We start from the raw sequence: 15,664 nt of genomic DNA, 5'->3' as shown, positions 1-15,664 counted from the left end.
GGCCGTGAAGACCCGGCGGTGGGGGCAGGGGAGAGGGACCCCGCCCCCACCGCCTTTCCCATAGCGAGTGGAGGCTGCGAGATGACGACGTACGACCTGATCGACGAGGCGGTGATCGACGCCCCGGCGGATGCCGTCTGGGACGCCCTCGTCGCCGAATTCCGCGGCGCCAGGAAATGGTGGGTCCCGCACAACACGTTCACCGCCGTCTCCGGCGCCCCCGACGAGGTCGGCGGCACGGTGGGCGTGGTCGTGCACACCAAGGGCGTCGACAAGGGCGGGCTGAAGCTGCGCTTCACCTCCCGCACGGTGGCCGTGGAGCCCGGCCGCCGACTCGACATCGAGTACGTGGACGGCGTCTTCCGCGGCCCGAGCACCTTCCTGCTCGAACCGCTGCCCGCCGGCCGCACCCGCCTCTCGATGCACTTCACCGGCAGCCCGCACGGCTGGCTCAAGGCCCTGGCCAAGGTCGCCGACCTCGGCGCGGAACACTCCAAGGCCACCCTCGCCGCCTTCGCGTCACTGGACCGGCAGCTGTCGGCGGTACCCCGGTGACCGCCGCCCCCGACACCGCCGGCGAACTGACGGTCCGCACCGACGACGGCGCGGAACTGGCCGTCACCGTCCTCGCCCCCCTGGACGCGACACCCCGCGCCGCCGACGTCGTCCTGCTGCACGGCTGGGCACACACCCGCCGCGCCTGGGGCACCGTCACCGACCGCCTGATCCGCGCCGGACACCGGGTGGTGCTCTACGACCAGCGCGGCCACGGCGCGTCCACCCTGGGCCGCACACCGGTCTCGGTGGAACGCCTCAGCGCGGACCTGGCCGCCGTCCTGGGCGAGACCGACGCCCGCGAGGCGGTCCTCGTCGGCCACTCGGGCGGCGGCTTCACCGCCCTCACCTACGCCGCCACCTCACCCTCCGCGGGCCGGCTGCGCGGCCTGGTCCTCCTGGGCACCGCCGCACACGGCCAGGACACCCCGGACAGCGAGGTGAAGATGATGGGCAGCCAGCTCTTCTCCCGGGCCCTGCGCCGGCCCTGGCTGGGAGGCAAACTGCTCGGCTCCACCATGGGCAAGGACGTGGACCCCGTCGTACGCGACGTCAACCGGCAGATGTTCGCCGCCACCACGCCCCGCGTGCGCGCGGACTTCTTCCGCTGCACCCGCGGCTGGGACGTCCGCGAAGCCCTGAAAACGGTCACCACCCCCGCCGTCGTCCTGCACGGCGACGGCGACAAGGTGATCGACATCGCGCTGGCCGAAACCCTCGCCGAGGTCCTGCCGGGCGCCCGCTTCGAACCGGTACCCGGCGCGGGCCACATGCTCGCACTGGAACGCCCGCTCCTCGCGGTCGCCGCCGTCACCGAGCTCGCCGCGCGATGATCGAGGAACTCCTTCCCCCGGGCGTCACGTCATCGGAAGCCTTCGACGACGCGGCGCCCGCCCCTCTCTTCCCGGCCGAGGCGGCCCTCATGGAGGGCCGCCGGGCCCACCGGCGCACCCAGTTCGCCACCGCCCGGGCCTGCGCCCGCCGCTGCCTGTCCGACCTCGGCCGCCCCCCAGGCGCCCTGCTCCCGGGACCGGGCGGCGCCCCCCAGTGGCCCTCCGGCGTGGTCGGCAGCATCACCCACTGCGAGGGCTACCGCGCGGCCGTGGCGGCCCCCGCCGCCGTGATGGCCGCCGTGGGCATCGACGCGGAGCCGGCCGGCCCGCTGCCCCGGGGCGTCCTCGCCCTGATCGCCTCCGAGGACGAACGCGCCCACCTCGCCGCCCTCGCCTCGGCCGACCCCACCGTCCCGTGGGACCGCGTCTTCTTCTCCGCGAAGGAGGCGGCCTACAAGGCGTGGTACCCGGCCACCGGCATCTGGCTCGGCTTCCGCGACGCCACCCTCACCCTTTCCCCCGACGGCGGCTTCACGGCGACCATGCACCCCTCGCCGCCCCCGCCCGTGAACCCGCACTACCGGGGCCGCTGGCTGGCCGGCCCGGACCTGGTCCTGACCGCCGTGACCCGCGAAGGCCCCCGGCAGCCGACCGAGCGCGCCGCCGCGCCCGTACCGGCCTCCTCGGCCGTCCCCCCGTAGAACACGGACAACGGACACCGGCCCGGGCCCCGCCACCACACCACCGGCGCCCAGGCCCGCGTCACCGCCGGCCGTCAGGGCCCGGGCAGCACCACCGTGCATGCCCGCTGCGGGGCCTGCGGCGCGGCCACCGGGTGGGCGCCCGAACGGAACTCCTGCGGACTCATCCCCCGCACCCGCTTGAACGCCGTCGAAAGCGCGAAGGCCGAGCTGTAGCCCACCCGCCGCGCCACCGTCGCGATGGTGGCCTCCGGCTCCCGCAGCAGGTCCGCCGCCAGGGCCAGACGCCACCCGGTCAGATAGGCCACCGGCGGCTCGCCCACCACCTCGGTGAACCGGCGCGCCATGGAAGCCCGCGACACCCCCACCTTCAGGGCGAGTTCCTCGACCGTCCAGCCGTGCGCGGGATTCTCGTGCAGCAGCCGCAGGGCGGGCCCGACCACCGGGTCGCTCTGGGCCCGGTACCAGGAGGGCGCACCACTGCCCGGCGCCGCCAGCCAGGTCCGCAACACCCCGATCAGCAGCAGGTCCAGGAGCCGGTCCAAGACGATCTCCTGACCCGGCTCGTCCTTGGAGATCTCCGACGCGAGCAGGGCGACCAGAGTGGTGTCGGCGGCCTCGGCCGGCCGCACCAGGATCGTCGGCAGCGCGCTCAGCAGCCGCCGGCCGATCTCACTCGGCGCCTGGTAGGTACCGCTCAGCATCACCGCCGAACCGGCGTCCTGGAAATCGTCGCCCCAGGTCCGCACGCCGAGCGCCATCGTCTCGGTGACGTCCTCGCCCTCCTCCGTGCTGCACCGCTGCTCCGGGCCGACCGTGATCTGCACCGGCGTGTCCCGGGAGTCCGCGACCGTGTACGGCTCGGGGCCGCGTACGACGGCCACGTCGCCCGGCCGGATCACCACCGGGGTGCCGTGCTCGGGAACCAGCCAGGCGTCACCGTGCACCATCGTGACGACGGAGAGCGGCGCACGGTCCTCCACGCGCAGCGACCAGGGCGGGTTGAAGACGGACTTCAGCAGGAAGGCCCCCCGGGCCTTGGGGCCTTCCAGCAGTCCGGTCAGCGTGTCCATGCGTCCATCCTCTCGCGTCGTACGTCCAGCCCCCGCACGCATCCCGCATCCCGCATCCCGTATCCCCGGACGCGGGTCCGCGCACGGCGAAGCGCCCGCTCTCCCGCGGGGGACGGAGAAGAGAGCGGGCGCCGTTCGCGGGGGAGGAGCGGCGCAGCGCCACGGCGCCTGCCGCCGCCGCTCTCGCCGCGGCCGGGGGGCCTACACCGACGCGCGGCCGTGCAGCGTCAGGGCCCGTCCCAGCGCGGCCAGGGCCGCCGTACAGGCCACCGTACGCACGATGTTGCCCGAGGCCCACCGGCCGCCGAAACGGGAGCGGGCCGCCGCCACGTCGGCGCCGGCCCGGGCCAGCTGGTTGTTGAGGGGGATGTTCACGATCGCGGTGACCACCAGCGACAGCCCGTACAACGCGAACGCCAGCCAGCCCCAGCGCGCCGCGTCCGGGCGGCCGCCACGCTGCTGCTGCGCGGCCGCCACCCCGGTCGCCAGGAAGGCGCCCAGGAACAGCAGCCCGAACAGGCCGTTGTCGATCGCCTCGTTGATGTTCCGCATCGCCGTCACGTACGTCTGGTCGTCGCCGCGGCCCAGCCCCGGCATCACCGAGATGTCGAAGGCGAAGTAGAGCCCGGCCATCAGCCCGGTCCCCACCGTCGCCGCCACCAGCGTCACCGATTGCGTGGTCGTGCTGCTCACTTCAGGATTCCCTTCAACGTGCGCTCGTAGCGCCGGTTCAGCAGCGTGGCGCCGATCAGCCGGACGGGCGGCGGGATGGTGGCCGCCACGTGCGCGACCGACTGCCGGGAAGCGCCGTCGAACATCCACGGCTGGAGGTGGGTCATCACCCGCATCGGGGCGCTGGAGACGACCTTGCGCTCCTCGGCCAGGTAGGCCCGCTCGCCGAGCCGGTCGAAGACGGGGAAGACGATGCGCTCCTCGTCGCGCAGGTGGTCGCGCAGCACGCCCTCGAAGGTCTGCGCCGCCCGGACCAGACCGTCGCCGCGGTGGGCGATCGCCGTCGAGACGGCCGCCATCGCGGCGTCCAACTCCACGTGGTCCTCGTGCAGTTCGCGTGCCTGCGCATCGAAGTCGGCGTCCCGGCGGCGCAGTCCCGGCCACAGCACGTCGTCCTCGCTGGTGTGGTGCCATTCGATGACCTGGCGCAGCCGCTGCCACCACTCGGTGCCCGCACCGTTCCACGCGGGGGCCGCGGCGCGCAGCCGGGCCGCGTCACGCCGCATCGCGATGTGCATCAGGGCGAAGCCGTGGAAGTGCGGGGGAAGGTGTTCCAGTCCGTGTTCGCTGGAATACGACGGGGGAGCTGGCACGGGAGCCTCCTGCCGGTCTGTCGTGCGCGGTGGCGCCGGAGCGCGGTGGAGCGGTGTGCGGTGGAGCCGCAGTGCGTCCCCCCGACCCCGAGTACCGGGCGGCGGCCGTACCAGAGTCGCCGCCCGGTCAAGGAGCGATACAGGGAGCAAACGGCGGTGAGGGGCTCGCGCCGTCAGACGTTCCAGACCCCCGACGCCGCGGCCTCGCGGGCGAAGTCGGAGAAGTCCTTGGGCTTGCGGCCCAGGGCCTCCTCGACACCGTGCACCAGGTGCGCGTTGCGCCCGTCGAGGATCATGGTGAACAGGTCCGCGAACTCCTCGGGGAGGTTGTTCTCGCGCAGCACCGCGCGGTACTCCTCATTGGTGACCGAGATGTACTTGATCTCGCGGCCGGTGGCCTTGGACAGTTCGGCGGCCACATCGCTGTAGCTGAGCAGGCGCGGGCCCGACAGCTCGTACGTCTTGCCGATGTGCTTGTCATCGGTCAGCGCGGCCACCACGACGTCGGCGATGTCGTCGGCGTCGACGAAGGCCTCCACCGCGTCACCGGTCGGCAGGGCGATCTCGCCGGCCAGTACGGGCTCCAGGAAGAAGCTCTCGTTGAAGTTCTGGTTGAACCAGCTGGAGCGGACGATGGTCCAGTCGGCGCCGGAGGCCTTCAGGTTCTCCTCCGACACCTCCGCGGCCTCCTCGCCGCGCCCGGACAGCAGCACCAGACGGCGCGCACCGTTCGCCACGGCCACCTTGGAGAATTCGCGGACCTGTTCGGCGGCGCCCGGGAAGGCGAGGTCGGGGTAGTAGGTCACGTATACCCGGTCGACGCCCTCCAGCGCCGGACCCCAGGTGGCGGGCTCGTGCCAGTCGAAGGCGGGCCGGCCGCTGCGGGAACCGATCCGGACCTGGCGGCCCTGGGCGGAAAGCTTCTCGGCGACGCGCCGGCCGGTCTTGCCGTGACCGCCGATGACGAGGGTGATCTGCGTGTTCTGAGTCATGAGTACAGTCAAGTCCAGTCTCGCGAGACGGGCCATAGCCACAAAGCTCAGTTCCATATGCCTGCGTCTACGAGTGGTCACCTCGGAGCGCGACGGAGAGAGTGTGGCTTCGGCGTGAGCCCCAGAATCGTAGGCATGCCCCGAGCGGCCGGGCCAGGCGTCCCGAGCGGCCCTCGACCGCTCGTCAAGCGGCCTTCCACCGCCGGTCCGGCGGATTCTGACCGACCGCCGAGCCTTCCTCTACGGCGGGACTTGAGCCGTTTTCCGGTCTCCTGCGACAGCATCGGCCCCCGGAGCAACGACCCGCCCGCTGGGAGGCCGCATGAACGCCACTCCGGATCATCCGGAGCTCGACCAGTTGACCGCCGACCTGGCCGCTCTGCACGGACGGATCGGGCTCGACCCGGCCGCCGGGCGGCCCGCGCGCCCAGACCGCATCGACATCCGCTTCGCGGCCGCCGCCGCCCGCCATCCCACCTGGGTCTGCACCCGGGACACCGCGGAGCAGAGCACCTACCTCGAACTGGACTGGCTGGCCGACGACATCGCACGGCGCCTGTCGGGCCGCACGGGACCCGGATCGGCCGTCGCCGTCCGCGCCCGGCGCTCCTGCACCGCCCCCGCCGCCGTGGTGGGCGCGCTGCGCACCGGAGCCGCCGTGCTGCCGCTGGAGCCCGGGCACAACGCGGGCCTCCAGGAACGCCTGATGCGCGACGCCGGCGTCGAGATGGTCCTCTCGGACAGCGGACTGCTGCGCGATGAGATCCCGCTGGCCAAGGCGGGCGGGTTCGTCATCGCGGCGCGCCCCGAGACGGCGACGGGCCGCACGATCCCGCCGGACACGGCCTTCCTGGCACTGCCCGCCGGCGGCGACCCGGGCCGCGCCCTGACCGTGCGGCCCGTCCCCCACGGGGACGTCCTGGCGTGGGTGGACGCCGTGGTCCCGATGCTGGAGCCGGGGCCGGACGACGTGTGGACGTACTTCCACTCCCTCAGCCTGGACCTGGGCATGCGGGAGATCTGGGCACCCCTGCTCTGCGGCGCCCGCGCCGTCGTCGTGGACCGCGACACCGCCTCCGACGCCCGCGCGTTCGCCCGGCTGCTGGCCGAGCACCAGGTGACCGTGGTGACACAACTGCCGTCCGCGTTCGCCCGGCTGGCCGCGGCGGCCCGCGCAAGCCGCAGCCGCCTGCCGGCCCTGCGGCACGTCCTGCTCTCCGACGAGCCGGTGGACACCGCCGCCCTGGCCGGCTGGCGGGACGCCCGGACCGCCCCGCAGGCCGTCGTCTGGGACGTCTCGGGGCCGCCGACCGTCCTGTGAGCGGCCGGGGGACCGGCCACGACGAGGGAGGGCCGCCGACGATCGACCGTCCGCGGCCCTCCCCCCTTTGGCGCGCCCCCGGCATCAGCCGACATCAGCCGGCATCAGCCGATGTCAGTAGTTCCCCATCCCCCCGCACACGTTGAGCGCCTGGGCCGTGATGGAGGCGGCCAGATCGGTGGTCAGGTAGCCCACCAGGGCGGCCACCTCCTCGGGGGTGGAATACCGGCCGAGCGGGATCTTGGATTCCAGCTGCTCCTGGACGTACTCCTCGGTGGTCTCCCACGCCTGCGCGTACCCGCTGCGCACGCGCGCCGCCAGGGGCGTCTCCACGTATCCGGGGCAGACCGCGTTGACGGTGGTGCCGCTCGGCGCGAGTTCCTTGCCGAGCGCCTTGGTGAAACCGACCACGGCGTGCTTGGAGGCGGAGTAGGGGGCGCCCAGCAGCACCCCCTGCTTGCCCGCGGTGGAGGCGATGTTGACGATGCGGCCCCAGGGCTGCGCGCTGAGGCCGCCGCTGTTGAGGACCTCGCGCGTCAGCAGGAACACGCTGTTGAGGTTGGTGTCGATGACGTCGTGCCACAGCTCGTCGGTGATCTCCGCGGTGACGCCGCCGCCGCTGCGGCCGGCGTTGTTGACCAGGACGCTGACCGGTGCCCCGTACGCCGCCACCGCGGAGGCGACCAGCGACCGAACGGCCGAGCGGTCGCGCACGTCGGCGGCCGCGCCCTCCACGCTCAGCCCCTCGCCCTGCAGATCGGCGACGGTCTGCTTGACCGCCGACTCGGTACGCGCGCAGACGAACACCCGGTGGCCACGCGCGCCAAGGTCCCGGGCGACGGCCAGCCCGATGCCGCTGGTCGCCCCGGTGACCAGCGCCACGGGCCGGTCGGGAGACTTCTCTCTCGTCTTCACGCTCATCCTTGTTCCCTCCGTCGCTCACCAGACCCCCAGAGCGTGCCGCAGGGCACTCGGGGCGCGACGGATCAGCGCTCGCGCCAGGTTCCCGCCCGCCGCAACCCGCCCGTCCGGTCCCATCCGGCGGCCCGCGTACGCGGGGGACCGGGCTCGGCCGTCCGCCGGCCCAGCAGGGCGCTCAGGACCGCCAGCACGGCGGCCGTCTCCGCCGCGTCGGGGCTCCCGCGCACGATCCTCCACGGCTGCGCCCCCGCCCCCGGGGCGGCCGGCATCTCCCCGGCCGTCATACCGGCGGGTTGCCGTGCTTGCGCGACGGCAGGTCGGCGTACTTGGGACGCAACATGGCCAAGGCCGAGGCGAGCACCGAGCGGGTCTCGGCCGGATCGATGACGTCGTCGACCAGACCGCGCTCGGCCGCGTAGTAGGGGTGCATGAGCTCGGTCGTGTACTCCTTGATCTTCTGTGCGCGCGTCACGTCGGGGTCGGCGGAAGCGGCGATCTCCCGGCGGAAGATGACGTTCGCCGCGCCCTCGGCACCCATGACGGCGATCTCGTTGGTGGGCCAGGCCAGCGCCAGGTCCGCCCCGATGGAACGGGAGTCCATGACGATGTAGGCGCCGCCGTACGCCTTGCGCAGGACCAGGGAGATCCGCGGGACGGTGGCGTTGCAGTACGCGTACAGCAGCTTGGCGCCGTGCCGGATGATGCCGCCGTGCTCCTGGCCGACACCGGGCAGGAAACCGGGGACGTCGACCAGGGTGACCAGCGGGATGTTGAACGCGTCGCAGAACTGCACGAAGCGGGCCGCCTTCTCGCTCGCGTGGATGTCGAGGACCCCGGCGAGGTGGGCGGGCTGGTTGGCGACGAAAGCGGTGACGTGCCCGTCCATCCGGGCCAGCGTGCACACCACGTTGGCCGCCCAGCCGGGCTGGACCTCGAAGTGGTCGCCGTCGTCGACGACTTCCTCGATGACACGGCGGATGTCGTACGCCTGCTGCGGATTGGCCGGGACGATGCCGGCGAGCGCCTCGGTACGCCGCTCCGCGGGATCGTCGCCGTACTCGCGCGGCGGCGTCTCGCGGTTGTTGGACGGCAGCAGCGACAGCAGGTGCCGCACGTCCTCCAGGCAGCTCTGCTCGTCGTCGTAGGCGAAGGCGGCCACCCCCGAGACCGCGGCGTGCACGTCGGCGCCGCCGAGACCGTTCTGGGTGATCTCCTCACCGGTGACGGCACGGACCACGTCGGGGCCGGTGATGAACATCTGCGAGGTGCCGCGGACCATGAACACGAAATCGGTGAGCGCGGGTGAGTAGGCGGCCCCGCCCGCGCACGGGCCCAACATCACGCTGATCTGCGGAATGACCCCGGAGGAGCGGGTGTTGCGCTGAAAGATGCCGCCGTAGCCGGCCAGCGCGGACACACCCTCCTGGATCCGGGCGCCGGCACCGTCGTTGAGCGAGACCAGCGGGGCGCCGGCCGCCTCGGCCAGGTCCATCACCTTGTGGATCTTCTCCGCGTGGGCCTCGCCGAGCGCCCCGCCGAAGATGCGGAAATCGTGCGCGTACACGAACACGGTGCGGCCGCCCACCGTGCCCCAGCCGGTGACCACACCGTCGGTGTAGGGCCGCTTCTGCTCCAGCCCGAAACCGCTCGCGCGGTGCCGGCGCAGCGCCTCGATCTCGTGGAACGAGCCCTCGTCCAGCAGCAGGGCGATGCGTTCGCGGGCGGTGAGTTTGCCCTTGGCGTGCTGCGCCTCGGTGGCCCGCTCGTCGGGGCCGGCCAGGGCCAGGGCCTTGATGCCGGCCAGTTCCGCGGCAGGGTCTCTGCCCGGCAGGGTGGACACGTCACTGATGGTCATGTGGATCCTCCAGATCTGAAGACCGGATTGCGGCCACCGTCGCGCGCGGGGCTCAAGACGCCGTGGAAGTCCGCTCGAACCCCGTACGAGACGTGGTCCTGGCGCCGTTGCGGCGTGCGGGCTCGGCGGCCCGTCGGCGGAGCGGCGGGGTGGCCTGGAAGGGCGGGGTGGGGGCCCGCCCGGGGCGGCGGGGCTCAGGTCGCCCGGTGCAGGGTGAGGTGGCGGCGGCCGGCCGGCTCCGCCCGGTACGGCGACGGCCCGCCCAGGCCGCCCGCGCTGACCGCGGCCGGCGCCGCGGCGAAGGCCGCGCCGGTGTGCTCCCGCTTCTCCCGCTCCTCCCGCAGGACCTCCCGCAGGGCCTGCTCGAAACGGTCGACGTCCTGCGCGTCGTTGTCGTGGTGGACGGACGCCCGGACGGCGGTCGCCCCGTCCCGCGCGGCCGGATGCAGCGGGTTCTCCTGCGCGACGCTCTTGCGCAGCACGACCCCCCGCCGGGCCAGGCCACGGCGGATGAGCGCGGCCGGGACCTCGCCGTGACGGAACGCCAGCATCCCGGCCTGCTCCCGGCCCGCCGCGAGCACTTCGACCCCGGGCGTCCGCTCGACGACGGCGCGCAGCCGCGCCAGCAGGTCCTCACGCGGGAGGCGCGAGGCGGCGGCGTGGTGGGCGAGGGCGGCGTTCAGCGCCGCCACGGCGGCCGGGGCGGGCGCCGGCGGGCGGCCGCTCCACACCCCCGGCGCGGCGTAGGCGAAGCCCGCCGCGTCCGGTCCGCGCAGGAACCTCCAGCCGTCCGCCGTGACCAGGTGCGCCTTCATGCGCGCGGCGTCGACGGGGAGCTGGCCGACGGAGTGGGAGGCGTCGACGGCGTACCGGGCCCGGTGGGGGGCCAGGAGCCGGCCCACCCGCTCGACCGGATTGACCGTTCCGCAGGCCGAGGAGACGTGGACCACCGAGACGAGGGCGACGTCCTCGTCGATGTGGGCCCGCATCCAGTCCAGGTCGAGATCGCCGTCCGCGCGCAGCGGGACCACCTCCAGCCGGCAACGGGTGCGGTCGCGCAGGGCGTAGAGGGTGGCCAGGTGGTCCACGCCCTCGTGCGGGGTGGTCCAGATCCGGTCGCCGGGACCGAGCTGCGCGGCGCGCACGAAGGCGTCGAAGGCCGCGGCCGCGCCGGTGGTGAGGACCGTGTCGCCGGCCGGGACGCCCAGCAGACCGCCGAGACGGTCGTGCACCTCGGTGTCCAGGACGGCACCGAGGTGCTCCCTCAGCGCCCGGCTCCCGAAGCGGTCGTCGCGGGCCGTGCAGGCGGCGAGCACGGCGCGCACGCCGTCCGGCATCCGGCCCGTACCCGCCGTGTCCAGATGGGCCGTTCGTTGGGTGTCGTACGTCGGCGCATTCATTCAGGGGCCTCCCCCCGCTGTCGGGGCCGTGGCACGTCCACGACCCTGTGTTCCATGTATTGCCAGAACGCTTGGCAATACATTGCCTATTGCCCGGCGGTCTTGGCAATGCCCGCTCCGGCGATGCTCGAGTTCCGGCGCCCTGGCAACTCCTGGCAAATTTCCGCACCGCTCGTGCCACATCAACTTCCGCGCAGGTCACAGCAATTCACGGCGCCACCGCATGCACGCAAAGAGCGGCCGACGGGCGATATCAGCCCTTCCCTCCAGCCTTTCTCAAGCGATTGACGAGCAAATCCCGAGCAGGCGTTGCCAATCTTCTTGGCAGAGGACTTGCCAAGAAGATTCGAAACGTTGCCACAAAGGAGCCACCATGAAGAACATCGCCCGCGTCGTCGCCACCGCCGCCCTCGTCGCCACCGCCGTCCTCACCGCGGGCGCGGCCGCCCACGCCGACGGCGGCGCCATCGACTGGCCGGTCCCCCCGACCTCCGCCGGCACGGCGGCCGCCACCGGCCCCGCCACCGCCCTGATCGACTGGCCGTAACCGCTCGGCGGCGGCTCGAAAGCCACTACAGGAAAGAGATGGAGCACATCCACCCCGGCTAGCGTGCCTCGAACGGGGGCAGCTCCTTGGCCACCGGAGGAAAAGAGCCAAGGAAGTACGGAGGAGACCGTGAGAATTCAGGTTCTGGGTCCGCTGAGCGCAGAGGTCAACGGGGGATCCATCGTTCCGACCGCGGGCAAACCAAGACAGCTCCTGTCGCTCCTCGCGCTCTATCCAGGGCGCGTCATACCGGTTCCCACCCTCATGGAGGAGATCTGGGGAACCGCGCCGCCACAGAGCGCACTGACCACCCTGCAGACGTACATCCTCCAGCTGCGCAGACGGCTGGGCACCGCCATGGGCCCCGACGCCCCCGGCGGCGCCAAGGAAGTACTCGTCACCCGCCACGGCGGCTACCTCCTGCAGATACCCGAGGACGGCGTCGACGTGCACGACTACGAACGCCTCGTCCGCGAGGGCCAGTCGGCCTTCGAGTCCGACGACAGCCACGTCTGCGCCGCCCGCTACCGGGCCGCCCTGGACCTGTGGCGGGGCCCCGCCTTGGTCGACGTACGCGTCGGACCGATCCTCGACATCGAGGTGATGCGCCTCCAGGAGAGCCGCCTGGTCACCGTGGAGCGGCGGATCGACGCCGACCTGAGGCTGGGCCGGCACGCGGAACTCATCGCCGAGCTGACCGAGCTGACCGCACGTCACCCCCAGCACGAGGGACTCCACTCACAGGTCATGGTGGCCCTGTACCGCTCGGGCCGGCAGGCCACCGCCCTGGACGTGTACCGCCGGCTGCGCGGCCGCCTGATCGAGGACCTGGGAGTGGAACCGTCGCCGCAACTCCAGCGACTGCACCAGGCCATGCTCGCCGTCGACCCGCAGCTCGACGTCCTCGCCGGACCGCGCCGCACCTCGACCTTCGACCTCTACGCCGCCTAGGCCGGCCGCTCAGTCGCGCCGCACGGCCACACCCGCGAGCCCCCGGGCGAGCGCCTGCGCGCTGCTCCGGGGACCGCCGAGGCCCGTCATGACGACACTCACCGGCGATCCGAGCCCGTCCGAGAGAACCCGCGCCAGCGCGTACGCCGCCCCCGCGCCCGGGCCGCACCCGCCCAGCACCAGCCGGCTGCCGCGCGCCGGCAGCCCGGCCAGGGCGGCGGGCACCACCGCGCCGGGCGGACCGTCCAGTTCCAGCACCACGATCGTCTGCGGGCCCTGGTGGTCGCGGGCGAACAGCTCGTAGCAGCCTTCCACCACCCCCGGGACCGCCAGCAGGCAGATCACCTCCGCCGAAGCCGCCCCGCCGCGCAGCGTGCGCAGCGCGCCACGCCGCACCGCGGGCGGCCGGGCGGCCATGGAAGGGGCTTCGGTGTCCGCCAGCAGGCCCAGCACCCCGCCGACCGTGGGATCGGCATCCGGCAGATCGGTCAGGGCCCGCAGCAGGCCGACGCACTGCTGGAGGAGAGCGGCGGCGTCCGCGTCGGCCAGACGCGCCCGGTCGTAGACGGCGTCGAGCACCAGCGCCCCGCCGCTCTCGTGCCGGGCGACCACCGTGACGGGCACGCCGCCGCCGGCGCCGACGGCCCGCGGCGCGTCCACGCCGATGCCCTGTGCCTCCAGTTCACGCCCCACGTCGGCCCCCGGATCGGCCGGGCCGTCGAAGACGAGGACGGTGTCGGTGAGTTGTTCGCCCGGCCCCCGTCCGCTCCACTCGCGGATGAGGTCGGCCGACACCCACGGGTAGGCGCCCATGTCCAGCCGGGCGTCGCGCACCTGCCGCAACAGGCCGGCCAGCGGGGCCGCCGGATCCACCCGCACCGTCATCGGCAGCGCACTGCCGAGCAGCCCGGGGATGCCGCCCCCTCCGGGCAGCGCGATGTCGCCGCCGCAGACCCGGACGCCGAAACTCACCGGCAGGGGACCCTCGGCCGCGGCCGCCCGGTACAGCAGCAGCGCCCACACCGTGTGCAGGGCGCCGCTCTCGCCGACCCCCCGCGCCGCGGCCCAGGAACGCAGCCGCGGCCCGTACGGGTCCTCCAGCCGCCGGCGCAGGCGTCCCTCACCGCTCTGGCCGGTGTCCGGGCCGGGGCGCCCCGGCGCGGTCGCGGCGCCGCGCGGGGGCGCCGCGCGCGTCCACAGTTCCCGGGCGCCCTCGGCGCTCTGCCGGGCCAGCCAGCGCGCGTGGTCGCGCAGATCGGGGCGGCGCTCACCACCGGGCAGGGCGCCCGCGGCCAGGTAGGCGCGGTAGAACGCGCGCAGCAGGAGGTGGACGCCGCGCTCGTCGAGCAGGGCGCGGTGGCAGGTCAGCAGCACCCGGGTGGGCGCCCCCGGTTCCCCCTCCAGCAGGGTCAGGCGCAGCAGCGGCGGACGGTTGAGGGCGAACCCCCGCGCCCGGTCCGCGTCGAGGAGTTCCCGCCAGGTGGTGTCGGTGCGGGCGCGGTGGACGATCTCGACTTCGGCGTACGGATGCAGCAGCAGCCGTGGCACCGCCGTCCAGTCGAAGGCGGCCCGCAGGATCGACTCCCGCCCGCAGACGGACTGCCAGGCCGCGTCGAAGCGGGCCCGGTCCAGCGGGCCCGACCAGTTCCAGTGGACCTGCTCCAGGTACCGGTCCGGCCCGTCGGCACGGGTGACCGCCTCCACGAGCAGTTCGCGCCGGTCCCCGGCCAGGGCCAGGGGCTCACCGGCGCCCGGGTACGGGCCCAGCAGGTCGGCCAGCAGCTCGCCGCTCAGCGGCGCGGCGCTCAGCGGCGCGGCGCTCGGAGGCGCGGCGCTCGGAGGGGCCGGGCTCGGCGAGGCGGGGCTCGGCGAGGCGGGGCCGGGCGAGGCAGGTCTGGGCGTGCCGGCGTCCGGGAGCAGGCGCAGGGTGTGCCGGCCCGGACCGTGGCCCTCCAGGGTGACCCGGAAGCGGCGGTGGCGCTCGGCGATGCGGGCGGCGAACATCTCGGCGTCCGCGTCGTGGCGGAGCCCGCGCAGGCCGAGGACGAGCGCGGAGCCGGGCGCACCGTGGCCCGCCTCGTGCACCACCGCGAGGACCGGACCCGGCCCGTCCGCGGCGTCGCCCCCGCTCACCGGCCGGCCCGCACACGGCCGGGGCGGATGCCGTCGGCCCGCACGCCCGCCGCGCTCTCGTCGGTCACCGACACGGACACGAGACGGCAGGACCGACGCGAAGGGACACCGCGGAAAGTTCCCCTGTGTTCACGGCGTCCGCCTTCCCTCGCCCCACCCGGAGGTCACCGGTCGCACAAAGGGTAAGTGGTCCCCGAGCCCGGTTCCCCTTTCCTCAAGTGGTGCTGCAGCGCTTCGCGAACCGGTGTCGACCTGCGCCTTCCCGGCCGCCGGCAAGGCGGGCCGGCGCCGGTGCGCGGCGCCGACCAGATAGCGCTCCAGGACGGGATGGGTGGCGAACGCCCACGCCCCGGCCGCGTCCCCCTCCTCGCCCCGGCCGCCCACCAGGACGGCACGGCCCCGCTCGTCGCGGTCGAACCCGAAGGTGGCAAAGCCGCGGCGCGGCCCACCCCCGAGCGCTCTGGCACGGGCCTCCTTCAGGGTCCACAGCCACAGCAGCCGGGCCCGGCGCTCACTCTCGGGCAGCGCGGCCAGTGCCGCGCGTTCCGCCGCGGTGCACCACCGCCCGGCCGGCACCTCGGCGGCGACGTCACGGTCCGCGGGCTGCACGTCCACACCGATCGCACCGGTACGGCTGACACCGACCACGATCAGCTCACCGGTGTGCGCCAGACTCACCTCCAGGTCCTCGCCCCCACCCCGCACCAGGGGCTGCCCGTCCGGCTCGTAGCCCAGTTCCAGGGTGTCCACGGGAACGTCCAGCGCGGCCGCGGCGGAGTGCTTCACCACGAACCGCGAGACGGCGAAGCGCATCCGGCCGGCCGCGGCCGCCGTCTGCCGGTAGCGCGGCCAGTCGCGCCCGAGCAGGGGCCGCAGCGCGGGGTCGAGCAGCACGGCGGCCAGCCACTGGCCCCACGTCGTGCAGATGACCGCCCGGCCGGTGTCGTCGAGCCGGTCACCCACCTCCTCCCACGGCCCTTCGGGACCGGCAAGGTGCAGCGGCGCGTCGAGCGGCGCGTCGAGCGGCTCCGGGCGGGACCGGTCGGCAACCATGGCC

At 74.0% G+C, this 15,664-nt stretch carries 16 protein-coding genes; 6 read left to right on the top strand and 10 right to left on the bottom strand.

Annotation, left to right across the window (positions count from 1 at the left end; translation table 11 throughout):
• Positions 1-81: 81 nt before the first annotated feature.
• From IF88_RS48530 to IF88_RS0133090, 3 genes are read left to right on the top strand one after another with little or no spacing between them, the layout of a single operon-like run.
• Positions 82-555: an SRPBCC family protein gene (locus IF88_RS48530; protein WP_030721015.1), complete on the top strand. Its 474-nt coding sequence runs from the start codon at positions 82-84 to the stop codon at positions 553-555.
• Positions 552-1,388, top strand: coding sequence for an alpha/beta fold hydrolase (locus IF88_RS0133095; protein ID WP_030721012.1), 837 nt, complete (start codon positions 552-554; stop codon positions 1,386-1,388). The genes IF88_RS48530 and IF88_RS0133095 overlap by 4 nt, the downstream gene beginning before the upstream one ends.
• Positions 1,385-2,089, top strand: coding sequence for a 4'-phosphopantetheinyl transferase family protein (locus IF88_RS0133090; RefSeq protein WP_051837963.1), 705 nt, complete (start codon positions 1,385-1,387; stop codon positions 2,087-2,089). Before IF88_RS0133095 ends, IF88_RS0133090 begins: the two co-directional genes overlap by 4 nt.
• Before the next feature lie 74 nt (positions 2,090-2,163).
• On the opposite strand, the gene IF88_RS0133085 is transcribed toward IF88_RS0133090, so the two are convergent.
• The 4 genes from IF88_RS0133085 to IF88_RS0133070 form a co-directional block, all read right to left on the bottom strand.
• Positions 2,164-3,162, bottom strand: a complete 999-nt coding sequence (locus IF88_RS0133085) for an AraC family transcriptional regulator (protein ID WP_030721006.1) — start codon at positions 3,160-3,162, stop codon at positions 2,164-2,166.
• Between the two features lie 201 nt (positions 3,163-3,363).
• Positions 3,364-3,855, bottom strand: a complete 492-nt coding sequence (locus tag IF88_RS0133080) for a DUF1772 domain-containing protein (protein ID WP_030721004.1) — start codon at positions 3,853-3,855, stop codon at positions 3,364-3,366.
• Positions 3,852-4,487, bottom strand: coding sequence for a hemerythrin domain-containing protein (locus IF88_RS0133075; RefSeq protein WP_030721002.1), 636 nt, complete (start codon positions 4,485-4,487; stop codon positions 3,852-3,854). The genes IF88_RS0133080 and IF88_RS0133075 overlap by 4 nt, the downstream gene beginning before the upstream one ends.
• A gap of 173 nt (positions 4,488-4,660) precedes the next feature.
• The gene (locus tag IF88_RS0133070; protein WP_030720999.1) at positions 4,661-5,479 is read right to left on the bottom strand and encodes an NAD(P)H-binding protein; all 819 of its coding nucleotides are present in this window, start codon (positions 5,477-5,479) and stop codon (positions 4,661-4,663) included.
• 322 nt (positions 5,480-5,801) lie between these two features.
• On the opposite strand from IF88_RS0133070, the gene IF88_RS0133065 reads away from it, so the two are divergent.
• Positions 5,802-6,800, top strand: coding sequence for an AMP-binding protein (locus IF88_RS0133065; protein WP_030720996.1), 999 nt, complete (start codon positions 5,802-5,804; stop codon positions 6,798-6,800).
• Between the two features lie 114 nt (positions 6,801-6,914).
• Here IF88_RS0133065 and IF88_RS0133060 read toward each other — a convergent pair whose 3' ends face one another.
• The 4 genes from IF88_RS0133060 to IF88_RS0133045 form a co-directional block, all read right to left on the bottom strand.
• Entirely contained in the window at positions 6,915-7,715 is an 801-nt protein-coding gene (locus IF88_RS0133060) for an SDR family NAD(P)-dependent oxidoreductase (RefSeq protein ID WP_234323777.1), read from the bottom strand.
• A gap of 71 nt (positions 7,716-7,786) precedes the next feature.
• Positions 7,787-8,005, bottom strand: coding sequence for an acyl-CoA carboxylase subunit epsilon (locus IF88_RS41230; protein ID WP_037807942.1), 219 nt, complete (start codon positions 8,003-8,005; stop codon positions 7,787-7,789).
• The gene (locus IF88_RS0133050) at positions 8,002-9,576 is read right to left on the bottom strand and encodes an acyl-CoA carboxylase subunit beta (RefSeq protein ID WP_030720991.1); all 1,575 of its coding nucleotides are present in this window, start codon (positions 9,574-9,576) and stop codon (positions 8,002-8,004) included. The genes IF88_RS41230 and IF88_RS0133050 overlap by 4 nt, the downstream gene beginning before the upstream one ends.
• Positions 9,577-9,770: 194 nt before the next feature.
• On the bottom strand, positions 9,771-10,976 hold the full coding sequence (locus IF88_RS0133045; RefSeq protein WP_078893293.1) for an aminotransferase class V-fold PLP-dependent enzyme: 1,206 nt from the start codon (positions 10,974-10,976) through the stop codon (positions 9,771-9,773).
• 373 nt (positions 10,977-11,349) lie between these two features.
• Here IF88_RS0133045 and IF88_RS46895 point away from each other — a divergent pair, with 373 nt between their 5' ends.
• Entirely contained in the window at positions 11,350-11,523 is a 174-nt protein-coding gene (locus IF88_RS46895; protein ID WP_158754716.1) for a hypothetical protein, read from the top strand.
• Positions 11,524-11,652: 129 nt separating this feature from the next.
• On the top strand, positions 11,653-12,474 hold the full coding sequence (locus tag IF88_RS0133035; RefSeq protein ID WP_030720986.1) for an AfsR/SARP family transcriptional regulator: 822 nt from the start codon (positions 11,653-11,655) through the stop codon (positions 12,472-12,474).
• 9 nt (positions 12,475-12,483) lie between these two features.
• Here the strand turns inward: IF88_RS0133035 and IF88_RS0133030 are convergent, their stop codons facing one another.
• On the bottom strand, positions 12,484-14,607 hold the full coding sequence (locus IF88_RS0133030; protein WP_051837962.1) for a condensation domain-containing protein: 2,124 nt from the start codon (positions 14,605-14,607) through the stop codon (positions 12,484-12,486).
• Between the two features lie 129 nt (positions 14,608-14,736).
• Positions 14,737-15,660, bottom strand: coding sequence for a 4'-phosphopantetheinyl transferase family protein (locus IF88_RS0133025; RefSeq protein ID WP_051837960.1), 924 nt, complete (start codon positions 15,658-15,660; stop codon positions 14,737-14,739).
• Positions 15,661-15,664 lie beyond the last annotated feature (4 nt).

The organism is Streptomyces sp. NRRL F-2580, from assembly GCF_000720115.1.
In the GTDB taxonomy this organism is placed as follows: Bacteria; Actinomycetota; Actinomycetes; order Streptomycetales; family Streptomycetaceae; genus Streptomyces.
The sequence above is the reverse complement of the archived record's forward strand: the minus strand, read 5'-3'. Positions and strand labels throughout refer to the sequence as shown.